Origin of the sequence: Mycolicibacterium chubuense (assembly GCF_001044255.1) — a bacterium.
Taxonomy (GTDB): domain Bacteria; phylum Actinomycetota; class Actinomycetes; order Mycobacteriales; family Mycobacteriaceae; genus Mycobacterium; species Mycobacterium chubuense.
Genome location: NZ_JYNX01000020.1, coordinates 23,076 through 42,971 on the forward strand (window position 1 = coordinate 23,076; position 19,896 = coordinate 42,971).

The 19,896-nt window shown below is 68.1% G+C and carries 20 protein-coding genes; 7 read left to right on the forward strand and 13 right to left on the reverse strand.

Annotated elements, in window-relative coordinates; translation table 11 throughout:
- Positions 1-18 precede the first annotated feature (18 nt).
- Positions 19-1,551 (reverse strand): adenylate/guanylate cyclase domain-containing protein, encoded by a 1,533-nt coding sequence (locus MCHUDSM44219_RS05060; protein WP_048417142.1) that lies wholly within the window; start codon positions 1,549-1,551, stop codon positions 19-21.
- Between the two features lie 131 nt (positions 1,552-1,682).
- Here MCHUDSM44219_RS05060 and MCHUDSM44219_RS05065 point away from each other — a divergent pair, with 131 nt between their 5' ends.
- The gene (locus MCHUDSM44219_RS05065) at positions 1,683-3,335 is read left to right on the forward strand and encodes a long-chain-fatty-acid--CoA ligase (RefSeq protein WP_048417143.1); all 1,653 of its coding nucleotides are present in this window, start codon (positions 1,683-1,685) and stop codon (positions 3,333-3,335) included.
- Here the strand turns inward: MCHUDSM44219_RS05065 and MCHUDSM44219_RS05070 are convergent.
- From MCHUDSM44219_RS05070 to MCHUDSM44219_RS05110, 9 genes are all read right to left on the reverse strand, one after another.
- A complete protein-coding gene (locus MCHUDSM44219_RS05070; protein ID WP_236695359.1) occupies positions 3,325-4,161 on the reverse strand; it encodes an SDR family NAD(P)-dependent oxidoreductase in 837 nt (278 codons plus the stop codon). The genes MCHUDSM44219_RS05065 and MCHUDSM44219_RS05070 overlap by 11 nt on opposite strands.
- Positions 4,162-4,189: 28 nt before the next feature.
- Positions 4,190-4,618 carry a nuclear transport factor 2 family protein gene (locus MCHUDSM44219_RS05075; protein WP_048417145.1) on the reverse strand — a complete coding sequence of 143 codons (429 nt, stop codon included), beginning with the start codon at positions 4,616-4,618 and terminating at the stop codon, positions 4,190-4,192.
- Between the two features lie 101 nt (positions 4,619-4,719).
- Entirely contained in the window at positions 4,720-5,853 is a 1,134-nt protein-coding gene (locus MCHUDSM44219_RS05080) for an NDMA-dependent alcohol dehydrogenase (protein WP_048417146.1), read from the reverse strand.
- A gap of 93 nt (positions 5,854-5,946) precedes the next feature.
- Positions 5,947-6,495: a nuclear transport factor 2-like protein gene (locus MCHUDSM44219_RS05085; protein WP_048417147.1), complete on the reverse strand. Its 549-nt coding sequence runs from the start codon at positions 6,493-6,495 to the stop codon at positions 5,947-5,949.
- Positions 6,492-6,710 carry a ferredoxin Fdx gene (locus MCHUDSM44219_RS05090; RefSeq protein ID WP_048417148.1) on the reverse strand — a complete coding sequence of 73 codons (219 nt, stop codon included), beginning with the start codon at positions 6,708-6,710 and terminating at the stop codon, positions 6,492-6,494. The genes MCHUDSM44219_RS05085 and MCHUDSM44219_RS05090 overlap by 4 nt, the downstream gene beginning before the upstream one ends.
- A gap of 4 nt (positions 6,711-6,714) precedes the next feature.
- Positions 6,715-8,100 (reverse strand): lanosterol 14-alpha demethylase, encoded by a 1,386-nt coding sequence (locus tag MCHUDSM44219_RS05095; RefSeq protein WP_048417149.1) that lies wholly within the window; start codon positions 8,098-8,100, stop codon positions 6,715-6,717.
- Positions 8,097-8,921 carry an SDR family oxidoreductase gene (locus MCHUDSM44219_RS05100; RefSeq protein WP_048417150.1) on the reverse strand — a complete coding sequence of 275 codons (825 nt, stop codon included), beginning with the start codon at positions 8,919-8,921 and terminating at the stop codon, positions 8,097-8,099. Before MCHUDSM44219_RS05100 ends, MCHUDSM44219_RS05095 begins: the two co-directional genes overlap by 4 nt.
- A gap of 12 nt (positions 8,922-8,933) precedes the next feature.
- Positions 8,934-10,142, reverse strand: coding sequence for a cytochrome P450 (locus tag MCHUDSM44219_RS05105; RefSeq protein ID WP_048417151.1), 1,209 nt, complete (start codon positions 10,140-10,142; stop codon positions 8,934-8,936).
- The gene (locus tag MCHUDSM44219_RS05110; protein ID WP_048417152.1) at positions 10,139-10,735 is read right to left on the reverse strand and encodes a TetR family transcriptional regulator; all 597 of its coding nucleotides are present in this window, start codon (positions 10,733-10,735) and stop codon (positions 10,139-10,141) included. The genes MCHUDSM44219_RS05105 and MCHUDSM44219_RS05110 overlap by 4 nt, the downstream gene beginning before the upstream one ends.
- A gap of 174 nt (positions 10,736-10,909) precedes the next feature.
- On the opposite strand from MCHUDSM44219_RS05110, the gene MCHUDSM44219_RS05115 reads away from it, so the two are divergent.
- The 5 genes from MCHUDSM44219_RS05115 to MCHUDSM44219_RS05135 are packed head-to-tail and all read left to right on the forward strand — an operon-like array spanning position 10,910 to position 15,689.
- Entirely contained in the window at positions 10,910-12,376 is a 1,467-nt protein-coding gene (locus MCHUDSM44219_RS05115) for an aldehyde dehydrogenase (RefSeq protein WP_048417153.1), read from the forward strand.
- 26 nt (positions 12,377-12,402) lie between these two features.
- The gene (locus tag MCHUDSM44219_RS05120; protein ID WP_048417154.1) at positions 12,403-13,167 is read left to right on the forward strand and encodes an SDR family oxidoreductase; all 765 of its coding nucleotides are present in this window, start codon (positions 12,403-12,405) and stop codon (positions 13,165-13,167) included.
- Positions 13,164-14,027 (forward strand): NAD(P)-dependent oxidoreductase, encoded by an 864-nt coding sequence (locus MCHUDSM44219_RS05125; RefSeq protein ID WP_048417155.1) that lies wholly within the window; start codon positions 13,164-13,166, stop codon positions 14,025-14,027. The genes MCHUDSM44219_RS05120 and MCHUDSM44219_RS05125 overlap by 4 nt, the downstream gene beginning before the upstream one ends.
- Positions 14,028-14,032: 5 nt before the next feature.
- Positions 14,033-14,473 (forward strand): carboxymuconolactone decarboxylase family protein, encoded by a 441-nt coding sequence (locus MCHUDSM44219_RS05130; RefSeq protein ID WP_048417156.1) that lies wholly within the window; start codon positions 14,033-14,035, stop codon positions 14,471-14,473.
- The gene (locus MCHUDSM44219_RS05135; protein ID WP_048417157.1) at positions 14,463-15,689 is read left to right on the forward strand and encodes a hypothetical protein; all 1,227 of its coding nucleotides are present in this window, start codon (positions 14,463-14,465) and stop codon (positions 15,687-15,689) included. Before MCHUDSM44219_RS05130 ends, MCHUDSM44219_RS05135 begins: the two co-directional genes overlap by 11 nt.
- Here MCHUDSM44219_RS05135 and MCHUDSM44219_RS05140 read toward each other — a convergent pair.
- Both MCHUDSM44219_RS05140 and MCHUDSM44219_RS05145 read right to left on the reverse strand, forming a co-directional pair.
- Positions 15,686-16,276 carry a TetR/AcrR family transcriptional regulator gene (locus MCHUDSM44219_RS05140; RefSeq protein ID WP_048417158.1) on the reverse strand — a complete coding sequence of 197 codons (591 nt, stop codon included), beginning with the start codon at positions 16,274-16,276 and terminating at the stop codon, positions 15,686-15,688. The two genes, MCHUDSM44219_RS05135 and MCHUDSM44219_RS05140, sit on opposite strands and share 4 nt — an antisense overlap.
- A 19-nt stretch (positions 16,277-16,295) precedes the next feature.
- Positions 16,296-17,621: a cytochrome P450 gene (locus MCHUDSM44219_RS05145; RefSeq protein ID WP_082162058.1), complete on the reverse strand. Its 1,326-nt coding sequence runs from the start codon at positions 17,619-17,621 to the stop codon at positions 16,296-16,298.
- Between the two features lie 114 nt (positions 17,622-17,735).
- On the opposite strand from MCHUDSM44219_RS05145, the gene purD reads away from it, so the two are divergent.
- Positions 17,736-19,004 (forward strand): phosphoribosylamine--glycine ligase, encoded by a 1,269-nt coding sequence (gene purD / locus MCHUDSM44219_RS05150; RefSeq protein ID WP_048417159.1) that lies wholly within the window; start codon positions 17,736-17,738, stop codon positions 19,002-19,004.
- Here purD and MCHUDSM44219_RS05155 read toward each other — a convergent pair.
- A complete protein-coding gene (locus tag MCHUDSM44219_RS05155) occupies positions 19,001-19,849 on the reverse strand; it encodes an alpha/beta hydrolase (RefSeq protein WP_172506296.1) in 849 nt (282 codons plus the stop codon). The genes purD and MCHUDSM44219_RS05155 overlap by 4 nt on opposite strands.
- Between the last annotated feature and the right edge of the window lie 47 nt (positions 19,850-19,896).

The following is a 19,896-nucleotide window of genomic DNA, read 5'->3' on the forward strand; positions in this document are numbered from 1 at the left end:
GGACGTGGCCCGCGCGTCCTACGTCGACCGCCGGCGCACGCCGACCTGATCGCTCTCGAGAGCGAACACCTGGAGGGGTGCCGACTTTCCTTTCAGTACATGAAAGCCGCGGTCGGTCAGCCCGGACGGCCGGGTGGCCATCGCGTCGACGCACTGCTGGGTGAGCAGGATGCCGTCCCCGGTGGTCTTGGTCAGTTGCTCCACGCGGGATGCGACGTTCGTCGTGTCGCCGATGACCGCGAACTCGAGATGGCCGCCTGCGCCGATGGTCCCGGCAATCACCACCCCTGAGTTGATCCCGATGCCGATCCGCATCCCGCTGCCGAAGCGGTCGGCGACGAGACGCTGGATCACGAGAGCGGCGGACACGGCGGCGTCGGCGTGATCGGCGATCTCGTTGGGTGCGCCGAACACCGCCATCGTGCCGTCGCCGAGGAACTTGTTGATGTGCCCGCCGGCGTCGACGACGGCGGGGACGACGATCTCGAACAGCGCGTTGAGCCGAGCGACGGTGTCCTCGGCGGTGTTGACTTCGGCGAACGCGGTGAAGTCGCGGATATCGAGGAACATGACGCTGACCTCGCGGCGTTCGCCGGTGAATGCATCGTCGCCCTGTTCGAGAAGCCGCGCCGACAAAGCCGGATCCACGTAGTTTCCGAAAGCCGCGTGGAGTCGTTGTCGCTCAGCCAAACCTGCCTGCATGCGATTGAACGACGCCGCAAGCGCACCCAGATCGTCGTCCTGGACCACCGGCAGCCGTTGGCTGTAATCCCCCGCCGCAACGCGCTCGGTGCCCCTCGCGAGGTCGCGTATCGGTAAGAACGACTGGGAGGATGCCGCGCCGACGGTGATCGGAACCGCGAAGCCGACCGTCATCCCAGCGCCGACCAGGACGGCGAGTGCGGGTTCCGGAGCGGCCCGAAGAATCACCGCCCCCAATATCGCACCGGATATCGCGTTCCCGAACACGGCCGCGAGCAGGGCCATGTTCGACCAGGCGGCGAAACTCGGCCGTGAGCGGGGCAGCGAGTCACCGATTTCGCTGTCGCCAACGATGTCGATCCTGACCGGTCGCATCGCGCCCTCCAGGAAGCTGCGTGCACCGACCAGTTGGGCGCCGGCGCCGACGGCGACACCCAGGATCGCCCACTGCGCCAGTCGTGACGCGCCGGCCCCGGCACTTGTCCCGACGGCGATCGCGGTAGCGGCCATCGCGAGACCGGTGGCGACCACGGTCCGGGTCACGGTCTGCCGAGCCCAGCTGTAGGTGGCTGTCAGTGCACTTCGGCGATCGACCTCCTGGCCTGCGGCCCACCGTTCCACGACACGTATTGCGCCCAGGCCGGGCAGGATGTTGACGAACGTCATCACCGGCACGGCGATCGCCACGATCACGGCGGCCGCGACATAGCGATCGGATTCTTCGAAAGCGACGATCGCGAACGCCGACAGGAGAAAGACCGCGACGCCGATGCCGCACGCGACTGCGTAGACCACCCAGGAGTATCTCGTCGCGCAGTACTTCCAAGCCCACTGCCAGATGCGGTCCATGCCGGGAGGTTAGAGTGCTGCCCCCACCGTCATCGGCGTTTCGGGGGCCTCGGTGAGACGGTGGTCGACGGCATCCTGGCGAATATCCCCGTGCCGCCGACGCCCGAGCCGCGGTTGGCTAGCCTGGCCGCATGCTGGGTTTGATGCAGGACCGGCCGCTGCTGATCTCGTCGCTGATCGACTACGCGTCGGCCTTCCACGGCGACACCGAGATCGTGTCACGCCTTCCGGAGGGTCACGTGCGGCGCTCGAGCTGGCGTCAGGTCGGTGAGGTGTCCAAGCAGGTCGCCAACGCGTTGACCGAATTCGGTGTCCACCAGGGCGACCGGATCGCGACACTGGCCTGGAACAGCGACCGCCACCTCGCGCTGTACTTCGGCGTCTCCGGCTCCGGTGCGGTGATGCACACCGTGAATCCGCGCCTGTTCCCAGAGCAGATCGCCTACATCATCAACCACGCCGAGGATCGAATCCTGTTCTTCGACATCACCTTTGCACCGCTTGTCAGCAGGCTCGCGCCCGAACTGGACTCGGTGGAGGCCTTCGTCGTGATGACCGACCGCGAGCACATGCCGGACGTGCCCGGCGTCGCGGCGGACAAGCTGCTGTGCTGGGACGAGTTCATCGGCAGGCAGTCCACGCACTTCGACTGGCCCGAGTTCGACGAGCGCAGCGCCTCGTCGCTGTGCTACACGTCCGGCACCACCGGCAATCCGAAAGGCGTTCTCTACTCTCATCGTTCGACGATGCTGCACACGCTGATGGCGGCGGCCCGGGATGCCAACGACGTGCACAGCGGTTCGGTGATCCTGCTCGTCGTGCCGATGTTCCACGCCAACGCGTGGGGTACGCCCTACACCGCGGCGATGGTGGGCGCCACACTGGTGTTGCCCGGCCCCCACCTCGACGGCGAATCCGTCTACGAGCTGATGAAATCCGAAGGCGTGAACCAGTCGCAGGGCGTGCCGACGGTGTGGATGATGCTGTTCTCCTACCTCGACGAGCACCCCGAGATCGATCCGCACGAGTTGGGGCTGCGCATCGCCGGGACCGGCGGCGCCGCGCTCCCGTTGTCGATGATCGAACGCTTCGAGCGGGACTTCGGCGCCCAGGCCATGCAGGGCTGGGGGATGACCGAGACGTCCCCGCTGTGTGTGATCGGCCGGCTGCTGCCCAAGCACGAGCGGCTCAGCGACAGCGAGAAGCACCAGATCATGCTCAAGCAGGGCCGGGGGATCTGCGGCGTGGAGCTCAAGATCGTCGACGACGACGGCAACCGGTTGCCCTGGGACGGCAAGGCATTCGGTGAGGTGTGGGTGCGCGGACCGTGGATCGCCAGCGGTTACTTCAAAGGCGAGGGCGGGGACAAGCTCGACGCCGAGGGGTTCTTCCCGACCGGCGACGTCGCGACCATCGACCCCGACGGCTATCTGCAGCTGGTCGACCGCGCCAAGGACGTCATCAAGTCCGGCGGCGAATGGGTGAGTTCCATCGACCTGGAGAACGCGGCCACCGGGCACCCGGCGGTCGCCGAGGCCGCGGTGATCGGGGTGCCGCACCCGAAGTGGCAGGAACGTCCGCTGCTGTTGGTGGTCCTGCGCAAGGGGCAGAGCGCGACTCGCGAGGAGATCCTCGACTACCTGGCCGGCGAGGTCGCCAAGTGGTGGCTGCCCGACGACGTCGTGTTCGTCGACGAGTTGCCGCACACGGCGACGGGCAAGATCCTCAAGCTCGAGCTGCGCCGCCAGTACCGCGACCACCAGCTGCCCGGCGTCAGCTCCTGACCTGTGCCGAGACTTTCTGGGAGATCTCCTCGACGGTCCACGGCGGCGCGTCGTGGTGATCCCGGTAGGCGACGATCGACGGGATAGGACGATCGAAGCGGCCGACGAATCCGCCTGCGGCGATGAAGATCTGGCCGGTGACGTCGGCAGCCAGATCACTGACCAGATGGGCGTAGGTGGGCGCCGCGTACTCCGGCGGCGCGGCGTCCAGGGCGCCCTGCATGCTGACGTCGTCGAGTAGGCCGCGGCGGTTCAAGGCGGCGATGTGCGCTTCGTACTCGGGCCCGGTGGACAGCCGGGTCTTCGCGCCGGGGCACACCACATTGGCGCGCACCCCGTGTTCGGCGAGTTCGGCGGCGATGGCCAGCGTCAGACCGTTGACCGCGCCCTTGCCCGCCGGATACCCGGTGCCGCCGTAGTCCCCGAGGAACGCGAACGAGCTGGTGTTGACTATTGCGCCCGTTCCCTGTTTCGCCATCAACGGCGCTGCGGCGCGGCAGGTCTGGAACACCGTGCCCAGGTGCGCGTCGATCAGGTCCTGGAACTGTGCGGGGGTGATGGTCAGGATCGAGGAGCCGGTGGGCTCGGCGGTGCCGGCGCAGTTGACCAGGATGTCGATGTGGCCGAACTCGCGCACGCACACGTCGATCAGTGCGTCGGCGACCGCCGGGTCCGACGGCGAACCCGCATGCCCGACCGCGCCGGAAATCCCCTGCGCCGCTTGCGCGACGGCGTCCGGGTCGCGTCCGTTGACCACGACACGGGCGCCCAGGTCGGCCAGCAACGTGGCCACCGCGAGTCCGACGCCCCGCGTGCCGCCCACCACGACCGCGCCGCGACCGGACAGCGGTGCGCTAATCCGTGGTCCCTGCTTCGGAGAACGTCATCGCGTCCATGTTCCAGTAGCCGCGCAGGTTGGTGATCAGGCCGGCCGCGTCGACGCGGTAGGTGAACACCCCGCGAACCGTCGCGACGAAGCCGTTGGGGAACGTGGTCTCCAGCACCAGGATGTAAGCGATCTCCGTCGGACTGCTGGACGGAAACGTCTCCTCGCACGTGACGCGCAGCCGGTTCGGCCCGATGTTGGCGTCGTAGAACGCGGCGAGCGCCTCCTTGCCGCGCACCCCGGTGCCGTCGGGATTGGTGACGGCCTCACCGATCGGGTCCTCGACGACGATGTCGTCGGCCATCAGGGCGAGCCAGCCCTCCCGGTCGCCGCTCTGGACGCACTTCCACGACGCGCGGGACGCGGCGACGACGGGTGCGAGCTCGAGATCTGTCATGCGCACTCCTTCAGCGACGACCTAGGCGCCGAAATTGCATTCCAGCAGGGCTCTACTCGAACTTCCGCTGCCGGAATGCAATGTCGCGCGAAGGGTCGGGGTCAGCGGTCGGCGTCGGTGTAGCGGATCACGCCGCGGATGTTGCGGCCCTCCAGCATGTCCTTGTAGCCGTCGTTGATCTGCTCGAGCTTGTACTGCCGGGTCACCATGTCATCGAGGTTGAGCCGGCCGGCCTTGTACATCGACAGCAGCTGGGGGATGTCGAAGTGCGGGTTGCCGCCGCCGAAGATGGTGCCCTGCAGGTTCTTCTGCAGCAGGGTGAGCATCGACAGGTTCAGCGTCACGTCGGAGCTGGCCATGTTCGCGACCGCGGTCACGACGCAGGTGCCGCCCTTGGCGGTGATGTTGAGGTAGTTGTCGATCTCTTCGCCCTTGAGCTCACCGGTGGTGATGATGGTCTTCGAGGCCATCCGGCCCTGGGTGACCTCGGCGACGCCCATCATGGCGCTGCCGATGTCGGGGTAGGCGTGCGTGGCACCGAACTTGAGCGCCTGATCGCGCTTCCACTCGACCGGGTCGATGGCGAAGATGTTGCGGGCGCCCGCATTGAGCGCACCCTGCAGCGCACCCATGCCGACGCCGCCGATGCCGGCGATCACGACGTCGTCGCCTGGGCGGACGTTCGCGCTGCGCACCGCCGAGCCGTAGCCGGTGGTCACACCGCAGCCGACCAGGCAGGCCACCTCGAACGGGATGGACGGGTCGATCTTCACAACCGAGCTCTTGTGGACGACCATGTACGGGCTGAACGTGCCGAGCAGGGTCATCGGGATGACGGGGGTGCCGTCCTTGACCGCGTGGATGCGGTGGGTGTTGTCGGACACCGCGGTGCCCTGCAGCAGCATGGCGCCCAGATCGCAGAGGTTGCGCAGACCGGCCTGACAGGACGGGCAGGAACCACAGGACGGGATGAAGGAGAGCACGACGTGGTCACCCGGCTCGAGACCCTCGACGCCGGGGCCGACCTCGGTGACGATGCCGGCGCCCTCGTGGCCGCCCAGAACAGGGAAACCGGCCATCGGGATGTCGCCGGTGACCAGGTGGTGGTCGGAATGGCACATTCCGGACGCTTCCATCTGGATCTTGACCTCGTCCTTGACGGGGTCGCCGATCTCGATCTCCTCGATCGACCAGGGCTGATTGAACTCCCAGATCAGAGCGCCTTTGGTCTTCATATCTCCTGCTTTCCGACGGGTGCCTCTGTCACCACACTAGAGGCTCTAGTTAGCCACATCACACCGCCCCCAAGCAACCGCTTGGTGGTGTGATCACCAGATCGGGACGGGGGCCTCGCCGAGGGGGTAATAGCCGGGCAGTTTCTCCCCGGCCAGCGAGCGCTCGATGCGCTTCTGCATGGTGGGGGTGAGGTCGCCCGACTCGATCAGCTTCAGGAACGCCTTCTGCACGTGCCCGAAGTCGAAGAAGTCACGCTGCCACTCGATGAGCAACTGGTCGTTGAGCCGGAACCAGCTGCCCCCGATGCCGTAGATCTCGTCGCGGGACCCGTCGGATTTGTTCGCGATCTGCTTCCAGAACCCGACGATCTCGTTCTGCTTCTCGTCGATGAGCACCTTCTGGTACTCGTAGACCCAGTTCTCCAGGCCTTCCATCTCCAGGCCCAGGGCGACGTCCCGGATCTCGTCTTTGTTGACGCACATGACGTCTTCCTTGGGGCCGATGTTCCAGCCGTAGGTCGCGTCGTCAGTGTAGAACTCCGCCAACGGTTTCCAGTCGCCCGCCTTCTCGGCGTCCTGGTTGGCTTTCAGCCAGCGGTCGACCCAGTCTTCGAGTTGCTCGCGGTTGGATGATGTGGTCATGGTTCCGTCCTTCTTGTCTCTGTGATGGACAGTGCTCGGGTGGGACACATCTCGACGGCCCGCTCGACGTCCTCACGGATCTCGTCGGGAGGTTCGGCATCGAGGATCTCGACGATGCCCCGCCGGGGCACCGAGAACACGTCGGGCGCTTCCAGTTCGCACATGGCATGGCCCTGGCACAGGTCTGCGTCGACCTCCACGCGGTAGCCGCCCATCGCCTCAGGCCCTCCTGCGGTAGCGCACCTTCGCCGGCCTGGCCAGCTGCACCACCATCTTGGAATGATCGTTGCGGTAGCTCTCCGGCGGCTGCGCCATCTCGAACTCGTACTCGCGCAACAGAACCGAGAAGATCGCCTTGATCTGCATCTGGGCGAACGCCGCGCCCACGCACCGGTGCTTGCCGGCGCCGAACGGGATCCACGTCCACCGGTTGATCAGGTCTTCCTGACGCGGCTTCTCGTAGCGGTCGGGGTCGAACGCGTCCGGGTCGGGGAAGTCCTCGGGGATCCGGTTGGAGATCGCTGGCGAGGCCGCCACCATCTGCCCCTTGTGGATCGGCAGGCCGGCGACCTCGAATTCGTCCTGGGCGACCCGCATCAGGATGATCAGCGGCGGATGCAGGCGCAGCGTCTCCTTCAGCGCGTTGTCGAGCTTCGGGATCTGGCGCAGCGCATGGAAACTCACTTCCTGGCCGTCGGCGTAGAGCTCGTCGAGCTCCTGCTGGACCTGCGCGTAGAACTCCGGGTGGCGCAACAGTTCGATCAGCGTCCACGACGACGTGCCCGAGCTGGTGTGGTGGCCGGCGAACATCAGCGAGATGAACATGCCGGTCACCTCGTTGGCGGAGAACCGGGGATTGCCCTCCTCGTCCTTGATGGACACCAGGACGTCGAGCATGTCGCGATCGGCTTTGTCCTTGGGCGGGTTGGCGATTCGGCCGTTCATGACTTCCTGCACCAACTCCACCAAACCGGCGCGGGCCTCGTCGCGGATCCTGAAGCTCTCGATCGGCAGGTAGGGGTCGACGTAGCACAGCGGATCGGTGCCGCGTTCGAGCAGGTGGTAGTAGTTGGCGAACCGCGAGTCGAGCTGGTTGCGGAACTTGAGGCCGATCAGGCACGCCGTCGAGGTGTAGATGGTCAGTTCGGCGAAGAACTCGAGGAGGTCGATCTCGCCGGCGTCGCCCCAGTTCTCGATCATCCGCCGGACCTCGTTCTCGATGGTCGTGGCGTGGCCCTTCATCTGCTCACCGCGCAGCGCGGAGTTGTGCAGCATCTCCTTGCGGCGCTCGGGGTCGGCGTCGAACACCACGCCCTCGCCGAAGATCGGCGTCATGAACGGGTAGGCCTCGGCCTGGTTGAGTTCGTCGTCGCTGGATCGGAAGAAGAACTCGTTGGCCTCGGCGCCCGAGAGCATCACCACCTGCTTGTCGGCGAGCTGGAACCAGCCGACGTCGCCGCATTCCTCGCGGATGCGCGTCATCAGACCGATCGGGTCGGTACGGAACTCCTCGAGGTGGCCGTGTTCCTCCTCGCCGCCGGAGACGCGGGGGACGACTGCTGATGACGTTCCCGGGTCGCTTCGCTCCTGCCCTCCGATGGTCATGAATTCAGCGCTTCCTCGTCGACTTTGAGTTGCTGGCGTTCTTTCGTGTGCGCCAGGGGAGCCTCGGGTTGCAGTTCCATGTTCGCGATGAAGCCGCCGCGCGGCGTCTCGGCGACGAAGGTGATCGCCCGGGCGAGGTCAGCGGCGCGCAGGAAGTAGTCGTGACGGGCCTGACCCCACTTGGCCCAGTCCTCGAGCGCGGGCCCGATCAGCTCGGCGGGAAGGCTCCAGCCCATCGAGGTCTTCGTGGGCCCGGGATGCACGATCGACGCGCGTACCCCGGTGCCTTCGAGTTCCATCTGGTAGTTGGTGACCATGGCGACCAGCGCGGCCTTCGCCGCGCCGTAGGCGCCCATGTGCGGCCTCTGGCGCAGTGCCACATCGGATCCCACGAAGATCAGGTCTCCGCGTTGGCGTTCGATCATGCCGGGCAGCACCGCGGTGGCGACACGGTTGGCGCCGATGAGGTGGATCTGGACCTGGGACTCGAACTGCTCGGTGCTGATCGCGTCGAGCTTGCCGAAGTAGGTGTCGCCGGCGCCGGCGACGAGCACCTCGATGTCGCCGAGTTCGGCGGTGGTCTGCTCGACGCAGGCCTTCACCGAGTCGGGGTCGGTGACGTCGAGGTGCACCGCGATGGCCTCGCCCCCGTCGGCGCGGATCTGTTCGACGATCTCCTGGCACTTCTCCACCCGTCGGGCACCGAGGGCGACCGGAAACCCGTGCGCGGCGAGGTCGACGGCGGTGGCCGCGCCGATGCCGGAGGACGCTCCGGCGATCAGGGCGGGCCTGCGGTCGGGAAGGGGATCGAATCGCGGCATGCGACAGGCCTTTCAGCGCACTTTCACGTGGATGGGCAGATGGGCGAACCCGCGGACGTTGCTCGAGTGCACGCGGACGGCGTTGGCCTCGTCCACCTCGTAGCCACGGATTCGGGTGAACAGTTCGGCCAGCGCCACCCGGGCTTCCATCCGGGCGAGGTGCGCGCCGAGACAGAAGTGCGCGCCGCTGCCGAAGCTCATCAGCTTCGAGCCGATCTCGCGTCCGATGACGTAGTCGTCGGGGTCGTCGAAGACGCGTTCGTCGCGGTGTGCCGAACCGGGCAGCAGCAACAGCACCTCCCCGTCGGGGATCACGGTGTCATAGAGGGTGAGCTCACCGACGACGGTGCGGGCGAGGATTTGGCTGGACGTGTCGTAGCGCAGCGTCTCCTCGACCCACAGCGGCACCCGGCTCGGATCGTCGTACACCGGGGTGAGCTGATCCGGATTGCGGTGGCCCCAGAAGGCGGCATTGGCAAGGAGTTTGGTGGTCGTCTCGTTGCCGGCGATCACCATCAGGAACATGAAGCCCAGGATCTCGTCGTCGGTGAGGCGGTCCCCGTCGATCTCGGCTTCGAGCAGCGCCGAGGTCAGGTCGTCGGTGAGCGCGGCACGGCGCTCGGCCACCATGTTCTGGTAGTAAACGATCAGGTTGAGCGAGGCCTCGACCGCCGCGGGCGGGACATCGGTGACCCCTTCGTCGCGGTGCATCACGCCGTCGGCCCAGGCGCGGACCTGCGCGCGATCGGCCTGGGGAACCCCCATCAGTTCGGAGATGACGTCCATCGGCAGCTTGCCGGCGAATTCGTCGACGTAGTCCACGGTTTCGCCGTCCGCGGCCATCTCGAGCAGGGTGTCGAGGTGCGCGACGGCGATCTCGGTGACCCGGGGTTCCAGCTCGCGGATCCGGCGTGGAGTGAAGCCCTTGGAGACCAGGGTGCGCAGGCGCAGGTGGGCAGGATCGTCCATCGCCAGGAACGACATCGTCTTCGACGCGTGCGGGCCGCGGGACGCCGGGTCGAGCGACACCCCGAACTTGTTGGACAGCGTTGTGCTGTTGCGGAATCCGGTCAACACGTCCCGGTGCCGCGACAACGCCCAGAAGCCCAGATCCGGGTTGTGATACAGCGGGGCCTCGTCGCGCAACCGCTGGTAGTACGGGTACGGATCTTCGTGGAAGTCGTAGTCGTACGGGTCGAGCAGGATCTCGCTCGTGGTCATTTCTCGTCTCCGACGATGAGGCCCACCACGTAGCTGAGGCGGTCGGCGATCTGGTGGTAGGTGAACGCGCCGCTGCCCGCGTTGACCAGCGCGCCGAAGAACGTCATCTCCAGCGCGGCCAGGGTGCGGGGATCGGCGTCGGGGCCTACGGCCGAGCGGATGCGCCGGTGGATCTCGCCGCCGATGCGTTCGCGCACGGCGCGCACCGCCGGATCGTTGCCGGACAGCAGGGCCGTGGTGCAGGCGGCCGCCACCTCGGGTTCGTCGGCCACCGTCAGAGCCATGCTGCGCAGCGTCTTCTCGACCCGGTTGGTGGTGCTGTCGTTGACATCGGTGAAGTACTCCACCTGCTGTACGAGATCCAGGTAGATCTCGGCGATCAGGTGGTTCTTCGACGAGAAGTAGGTGTAGGCGGTCGCCGGTGCGACCTTCGCCCGGGCCGCCACCGCGCGCACGGTCAGTTCCGCGTAGGACGATTCGCGCAGCATCTGCAGGCCGGCGTCGAGCACCTTGCGGAACGTCTCTTCCTGCCGCCGGTTGCGGCGCGCCGACCGGTCGGCCTCGGTGATCGCGGCAGCGGCATCACTGGACACATGTCCAACGTATCCGACGCCGTGCTCGCCAGGCAAGCGGTTGGGCAAAGAGCCTGCTGCGAGCGGTGAATGGATGGAGCGACGCAGCCACTCTTGCCTGTCGAGCTGGGCGCGGGCTATGGTGCGACAGACATATTCCGGACAACTGTCCAGGGACGCAGACAGGGAGGTCGGATGGGAATCCTGGCCGATCGCGAGAGCAGACTGCTCATCGACGGCACGCTCGTCGCGGGAAGCGCGGGAACCTTCCCCACGGTGAACCCGGCGACCGAGGAGACGCTCGGGGTGGCCGCGGACGCGAGCGCCGAGGACATGTCTGCGGCCATCGCCGCGGCGCGCCGGGCGTTCGACGAGACCGGCTGGTCGACCGACACCGCGCTGCGGGTCCGGTGCATCCGCCAGCTGCAGCAGGCCATGCGCGACCACGTCGACGAACTGCGCGAGCTGACGATCGCCGAGGTGGGCGCGCCCCGGATGCTGACCGCCGCAGCTCAGCTCGAAGGACCGGTCGAGGACCTGAGCTTCTGCGCGGACACCGCCGAGTCGTACTCGTGGTCCACCGACCTCGGCATCGCGGCGCCGATGGGCATCAAGACACGGCGCACTGTCGCCCGGGAGGCCATCGGTGTCGTCGGCGCCATCACGCCCTGGAACTTCCCGCACCAGATCAACCTCGCGAAGATCGGGCCGGCGCTGGCGGCGGGAAACACGCTGGTGCTCAAGCCCGCTCCCGACACCCCCTGGGCCGCAGCGATTCTCGGCGAGTTGATCACCGAGCACACCGACTTCCCGGCCGGCGTCGTCAACATCGTCACCTCCAGTGATCACGGGGTGGGTGCGCTGCTCTCACAGGATGCCCGGGTGGACATGGTGTCGTTCACCGGTTCCACCAACACCGGCCGCGCGGTGATGGCCGACAGCGCCGCCACCCTGAAGAAGGTGTTCCTCGAACTCGGTGGCAAGTCGGCGTTCCTCGTGCTCGACGACGCCGACCTCGCCGGCGCGTGTGCAATGGCGGCGTTCACCGCCTCGATGCACGCCGGGCAGGGGTGCGCGATCACGACGCGACTCGTGGTGCCGCGCAACCACTACGATGCGGCGGTGGAGGCCGCGGCGGCCACCATGGGCGGTCTCAAGCCCGGGGATCCGGACAAGCCGGGCACGATCTGCGGCCCGCTGATCTCGGAGCGGCAGCGCGAGCGGGTGCAGTCGTACCTCGATTCGGCCACGGCCGAGGGGGGCCGATTCGCCTGTGGCGGTGGCCGTCCCGCCGACCGGGACACCGGCTATTTCATCGAGCCGACGGTGATCGCCGGGCTCGACAACACCGCCAAGGTGGCGCGCGAGGAGATCTTCGGTCCCGTACTGACGGTGATCGCGCACGATGGCGACGACGACGCCGTGCGGATCGCCAACGACTCCCCGTACGGTCTGTCCGGCACGGTGTTCTCCGGTGACGAGGAGCGCGCCGCGGGGGTCGCGGCGCGGCTGCGGGTCGGCACGGTGAACGTCAACGGCGGCGTCTGGTATTCGGCCGACATGCCGTTCGGCGGCTACAAGCAGTCCGGCATCGGCCGGGAGATGGGGCTCGCCGGTTTCGAGGAATACCTCGAGATCAAGGCGATTGCCACGGCGATGTGACATGCGAGCGAACTGAGGAGATGCCAGTGGGACTGTACGGAGACCAGTTCAAGGACAAGGTGGCCATCGTCACCGGCGCCGGAGGAGGCATCGGGCAGGCCTACGCCGAGGCGCTCGCCCGGGAGGGTGCGGCCGTCGTCGTCGCCGACATCAACACCGAGGGCGCCCAGAAGGTCGCCGACGGCATCACCGGTGAGGGAGGGAGCGCACTCGCGGTGCGGGTCGACGTCTCGGACCCCGAATCGGCCAAGGAGATGGCGGCACAGACACTGTCGGAGTTCGGCGGCATCGACTACCTGGTCAACAACGCGGCGATCTTCGGCGGGATGAAGCTCGACTTCCTGGTCACCGTCGACCCCGAGTACTACCGCAAGTTCATGAGCGTCAACCTCGACGGCGCGCTGTGGTGCACCCGCGCCGTGTACCGCAAGATGGCCAAGCGCGGCGGCGGCGCGATCGTCAACCAGTCGTCCACTGCCGCGTGGCTTTATGCGAACTTCTACGGTCTGGCCAAGGTCGGCATCAACGGACTGACCCAGCAGCTCTCGCGCGAGCTCGGTGGGCACAACATCCGGATCAACGCGATCGCACCGGGCCCCATCGACACCGAGGCCAACCGCACGACCACGCCGCAGGAGATGGTGGCCGACATCGTCAAGAACATCCCGCTGTCACGGATGGGACAGCCCGACGACCTCGTGGGCATGTGCCTGTTCCTGCTGTCGGACCAGGCGAAGTGGATCACCGGGCAGATCTTCAACGTCGACGGCGGACAGATCATCCGGTCATGATCGCCCCCACACTCGGCTACATCGGCCTGGGCAACCAGGGCGCACCGATGGCGAAACGGCTCGTCGGCTGGCCGGGGGGTCTGGTGGTGTTCGACGTACGGGCAGAGGCGATGACAGCGCTGGCCGAGCTCGGAGCCACGGCGGCCGACACCGTCGCCGATGTCGCCAAGGCAGCCGACGTGATCAGCGTGACCGTGCTCACCGACGCGCAGGTGCGCGACGTGGTCGGCGAACTCGCCGACCACGCGAAGCCCGGCACGGTCATCGCGATCCACTCCACGATCGAACCCGGCACCGCCGCCGAACTGGCGGAGCGGCTGCGTCACAACGGTATTCACGTCGTCGACGCCCCGGTCAGCGGCGGCGCCGGTGCCGCCGACAAGGGCGAGCTCGCCGTCATGGTCGGCGCCGACGACGATGCCTACGAGACGGTGAAGCCGGTGTTCAAGCAGTGGGCGTCGATGGTGGTGCGAGCAGGCGAACCGGGGGCCGGCACCCGGATGAAGCTGGCCCGGAACATGTTGACGTTCATCGGCTTCGCCGCGGCGTGCGAGGCCCAGCGACTGGCCGAGGCGGCCGGCATCGACCTGCAGAAGCTCGGCCGGGTGGTCCGGCACAGTGACGCACAGAGCGGCGGCCCCGGCGCGATCATGGTGCGCGATCACACCGGTCCGCTACCGGCCGACGACTTCCTGTACGACATGTTCGTCCACACCCGCGGTCTCGCCGAGAAGGACCTGCGGCTGGCCCTCGCCCTCGGTGAGGACACCGGCGTGGAACTGCCCCTGGCTGAGATCGCGCTACAGAACCTGGCGGCCGGTCTCGGTGTGCCGCATCCGACCTCGACGCCCAAGGAGTGACACCGATGGACGAACTGCGCCGCAAGGGCCTGGACAAGATGAACGAGGTGTACGGCTGGGAGATGCCGGACATGCCGGGGGAGTACTTCGCGCTCACCGCGGACCACCTCTTCGGCACGATCTGGACGCGGCCCGGCCTGTCCATGCGCGACAAGCGCATCATGACGCTGACCGTGGTGACCGCGCTGGGTATCACCGACCTGGCCGAGATCCAGGCCAACGCCGCCCTGGCCAACGAGGAGCTCACCGAGGACGAGCTCAAGGAGATGGCCATCTTCCTGACCCACTACCTCGGCTTCCCGCTCGGCTCCAAACTCGACGGCGTCGTGACCAAGGTCGCCAAACAACGCAAGAAGGCCGCCGAACGGGGCGGCGGGGAAGACAAGGTGGCGAACGTCAACGCGGCGCTGAACATGCACTCCGGGAGCACCCTCGATGACCAGTAGGTACGCGGCGCTGACCCGCGAGCAGCTCGCCGTGCTGGTACCCGAGCTGCTGCTCATCGGGCAGATGATCGATCGCTCCGGAATGGCCTGGTGCATCAGTAATTTCGGCCGCGAGGAAATGCTGCAGATCGCCATCGAGGAGTGGATGGGCGCGAGCCCGATCTACACCCGGCGGATGCAGAAGGCGTTGCGCTACGAGGGCACCGACGTCGTCACGATCTTCAAGGGCCTGCAGCTCGACATCGGCGCCCCTCCGCAATTCATGGATTTCCGTTACACGGTGCACGATCGCTGGCACGGTGAGTTCCACCTCGACCACTGCGGCGCACTGCTCGACGTGGAGCCCATGGGCGAGGACTACGTGCGCGGCATGTGCCACGACATCGAGGACCCGACGTTCGACGCCACCGCGGTGGCCACCAACCGCAGGGCGCAGATCAGGCCCATCCACCGGCCGCCGCGGACTCCGGCCGACCGCCAACCCCACTGTGCGTGGACGGTCGTCATCGACGAATCGCACCCCGAGGTCGCCGACCATCCGGTTCTCGAGGTGATCGCGCGCACCCGCGCCGCCCACACCGAGCTCGACCCGATCGAGACCGCCGACGAGGGACAGAGCGACTACTCCGGAGAACTGCTGTCGGACTTCGACTTCGGCGCGTTCTCGCATTCGGCGCTGGTCCGGATGGCCGACGAGGTGTGCCTGCAGATGCACCTGCTGAACCTGTCGTTCGTGATCGCGGTGGGTGCCCGCGCGGGGGCGAATCTCGAACTGGCGAACGACATCTGCACCAAGCAGCTCATCGGCGTGGCCGGCCTCGCCGCCGAGCGCATCCACCACGCGCTCGGACTGCCCGTCGGCATCGACGGCGCGATCGCGATGCTGCGGCTGCATCCGCTGCTGAATCCGGCCGCCTATGTCGAGGCGGAGTTCGGTGCCGACACGGTGCGGGTGGAACGGTCGCCGGCGCACGAGGACGGCGCCTGGGTGGCGCTGGTGCATCCGGACGAGGCCCGCCCGCTGCAGGCTGCGGTCGCCGCGATCGACCCGCACCTCGACGTGGAGCTCACCGGCACCCGCGCCGATTGGACCGCGCAGGTGGTGCGGCGCGACACCCCCGCGCGCGAGATGGGCGAGGTGTCGGTGGTGAAGTTCAGCGGCGGCGCGTCGTTCGAGTTCCAGCCGCGCCGCTCTCTGCCGCTGACGGTCGTCTAGCCCCGGAGTGCGCCGCCCACCCACCGCCGCAGATAGGCGCGCAGCGCCGCCCCGCGGCGCGGTGGTCGCCCGGGATCGATGACGAAGGACTGGATCACCCGCAGTAGATGCTCGGCCAGGTCGTCGAGGTCGTCGTCGCCGTATCCGGTGCCCGCCCAGTCGACGTCGAGACGTCCGACCATGTCCCGCGCGAACCTCAGCGCGACATCGGAGGTGACCGATTCCACGTGCGCCGCCCCGCCCGGCACCATCAGCAGCCCGATGTACTTCTCGCGCGGCAGCCACTCCAGCGCAGTGGCAACGGCTTCGGTGACCGCGTCGGCCGGGTCGGTGATGCCGGCGACGTGCGCGGCCAGCCGTTCCAGGAAGCCGTCGACGGCATGCACCGCCGCCGCCACCAGCAGCGCCTCGGTGCTGGGGAAGTACCGGTACACCGTCTGCCGGGTGACCCCGACGGTGCGGGCCACATCGGAGATCGAGAAGTCGGCGCCGTGGTCCTCGATGGCCTTGCCCGCGGCAGCGAGGATCCGGCCGGCCGCCTCCTCGTCCGAGGCGGGCTTGGCTCCGGACCAGCCGTGGGTGCGCACGATGGCACCCTAGTCCCGATCAGTGATACGAGACCCGCAGCTCCTTCACCCCGTTGATCCACCCCGACCGCAGCCGCTGCGGTTCCGCCAGCTTCGCGATGTCGGGGATCTGCTCGGCGATCTCGTCGAACATCAGCTTGATCTCCATCCGCGCGAGGTTCGCGCCGATGCAGTAGTGCGCGCCGTTGCCGCCGAACGCCAGGTGCGGATTGGGGTTGCGCAGGATGTCGAACTCGAAGGGGCGGTCGAACACGTCGTCGTCGAAGTTCGCGGAACTGTAGAACAACCCCACCCGCTGGCCCTCGGCGATCGTCACGCCGCCGAGCTCGACGTCGCGGGTGGCGGTGCGCTGGAAGCAGTGCACCGGTGTCGCCCAGCGGATGATCTCGTCGACGGCGGTCTGCGGCCGCTCGCGCTTGAACAGCTCCCACTGGTCGGGGTTCTCCAGGAACGCGTTCATGCCGTGGGTCATCGCGTTGCGCGTGGTCTCGTTGCCGGCGACGGCGAGCAGGATGACGAAGAACGCGAACTCGACGTCGGTGATGGCCTCGCCCTCCTCTGCGTTCATGTCGGCCTGCACGAGCCGGGTGACGATGTCGTCGGCAGGGCAGCGTCGCCGCTCTTCGGCCATCGCGTACGCGTAGCCCATCAACTCGGCGTTGGCGGCGACGTGATCGGTGTCGAAGTCGGGGTCGTCGGTGTTCATGATCGTGTTGGTCCAGGCGAACAACTTCTCGCGGTCGGCCTCCGGGACGCCGATCAGATCGGCGATGGCCAGCAGGGGCAGACCCATCGCGACGTCATCGACGAAATCGCCGCTGTCCTTCGCGGCGGCGGCCGCGACGATGTCCCGCGCGGCCACGGCGAGCTTTCGCTCCAGCGTCGCGATCGCCCGCGGGGTGAACAGCCGCGACACGATCTTGCGCAGCCGGGTGTGCTCGGGGGCGTCGTGGTTGATCAGCAGCGCCTTGGTCAGTTCCAGCTGATCGGAGGTCACGCCGTCGGGCAGCCGCATCACCGCACCCTTGCGGTTGGTCGACCACAGTGCGCCGTCACGCGAGATCGCCTTGATGTCGGCGTGGCGGGAGATCACCCAGTAGCCGCCGTCGCCGAAGACCGACTCCTGCTGCTCGTTCCACCACACCGGCGCTGTCCGGCGCAACTCGGCGAACTCGGTGACCGGGATGCCGGCGAGCAGCACGTCCGGGTCGGTGAAGTCGTACCCCGGGGGCAGGAGCGAAGCGACTCGGGGGGAGGTGGAGCCCGGGGGCAGGAGCGAAGCGACTCGGGGGGAGGTGGAGCCCGGGGGCAGGAAGGGGCAGGCAGCTGCGGGCGTCGTGGTCATGGCGATCACTCCTGTGTGATGTGAAGCACTTTCCTCGACCATACACTCACTGAGTCAACTGTATGCCCAGATGGTCCGCGCGGCGCCGTCGTCGGACGATTAGGGTGGGCACCTGTGCACGTCCTGGTGATCGGCTCCGGAGCCCGTGAACACGCGCTGCTGCTCGCGCTGCGCCGAGACCCGGAGGTCGACGCCCTCTCGGTGGCGCCGGGCAACGCGGGCACCACGGCCCTGGCCAACCAGTACGACGTCGACGTGACGTCGGGCGAGGACGTCGTGGCATTGGCGCGCCGGGTGGGGGCCGATCTCGTCGTCATCGGCCCCGAGGTGCCGCTGGTGCTCGGGGGCGCGGACGCGGTGCGGGCCGCCGGCATCGCCTGCTTCGGTCCGACGCGTGACGCCGCCCGCATCGAGGGCGCCAAGTCGTTCGCCAAGGACGTCATGACCGCCGCCGGGGTACGCACCGCGACCAGCGAGATCGTCGACAACCCGGCCCATCTCGACGCTGCGCTTGACCGCTTCGGTCCGCCCGGCGGCGACCGGGCGTGGGTCGTCAAAGACGACGGACTGGCGGCGGGCAAGGGCGTGGTGGTCACCGACGACCGCAACGCGGCCCGCGCGCACGCCGCCAGCCTGCTGGAGGCCGGCCATCCGGTGCTGCTCGAATCCTTCCTCGACGGACCCGAGGTGTCGCTGTTCTGCCTCGTCGACGGCGAGACCGTGGTGCCCCTGCTGCCGGCGCAGGACTTCAAGCGGGTCGGCGACGGCGACACCGGACCCAACACCGGAGGCATGGGCGCCTACACGCCGCTGCCGTGGCTGCCGTCCGACATGACCGACCGCATCGTCGACGAGATCGTCACACCCGTTGCCGCCGAACTGGTTCGGCGGGGCAGCGCCTTCTCGGGTCTGCTCTATGCGGGTCTGGCGATCACCTCCAACGGACCTGCTGTCGTCGAATTCAACTGCCGTTTCGGCGATCCGGAGACTCAGGCGGTGCTGGCGCTTCTCGACTCCCCGCTGGGCCAGCTGCTGCGCGCGACGGCCACCGGGGAGCTGGCCTCCGCGCCCGCGCTGCGCTGGCGTGACGGCGCGGCCGTCACGGTCGTCGTCGCCGCGGAGAACTATCCCGGCCGCCCGCGGGTCGGCGACGTCATCCACGGCGCCGACGCCGACGGAGTCCTGCACGCCGGAACCGCCCGCCGCGACGACGGGGCGCTGGTCTCGTCAGGCGGGCGAGTGCTCTCGGTGGTCGGCACCGGTGCCGACCTGACGGCCGCGCGCGCCTCGGCCTACGCCATCCTGGACGGAATCCGGTTGCCCGGCAGTCACTTCCGCACCGACATCGGGCAGGCGGCGGCCGAAGGGCGGATCAGCCTCTAAGCCGTCAGCAGCGGCGCCATCCAGCTCAGTTCGGAACTGAGCTGCGATGACCAGAACGCCGCGTTGTGCCCACCGGGGGAGAACCCGCCGGCCGGCGGAGTCGGCAGCTGGCCGATGAACTGCCGGGTGGCCGACGCGAACGGATCGTCGTCGCCGCAGTCGACACGCACGGGAATGCCGTTGAGCCCGGCCAGACCCCAGACGCTGTTGGCCTCGTAATCGGCGGCGCTGTCGAAGGCGCCTGGCGCGGCGGCGCCCGCCGACGTCCACAACGCCGGACTCACGGCACAGATCGCCGCGGTGCGCGCGGCGCCCAGCCGGGCGCCGAGCAGCAGCGCGCCGTAACCGCCCATCGACCACCCCAGGAACCCGACGCGGGACGTGTCGAGCCCCTGCGCGGCGAGCAGCGGCAGGAACTCGTCGAGCACCATCGCCCCGGAGTCGTCACCCGAAGCGCGCCGATGCCAATAGCCGTTGCCGCCGTCGACCGCGGCCAGCGCGAACGGCGGCAGACCGGCCCGCACGGCGTCGGCGAGGAACTGCTCGGCCCCCATGGACATCACCGTCTGCGCACTGCTGTCCTTCCCGTGCAGCAGGATCACCGGCCGCAGCGGCGCCGTCTGCCCGGGCGGGCGGGCGATGATCCAGTTGGTCGGGGCGCCGCCGCGCGCCGCCGACGGGAACGATCCCGCGGCGTACGTCGGCGCGACCGCCGGGGGCGCCCCCGCGGCCACCGCCCGGCTCATCGCGGACACTCCGGCTACACCTGCTGCGGTCGCGAGGCCCGCCCGGAAACCGAGCCCGAGCATCTCCCGCCGGCTGATCGTCGGCATGCGCGCCATCATGCCAGTCCCACCTGTTCCAACATCCGGGCGAATTGCCGAAAGCGCGA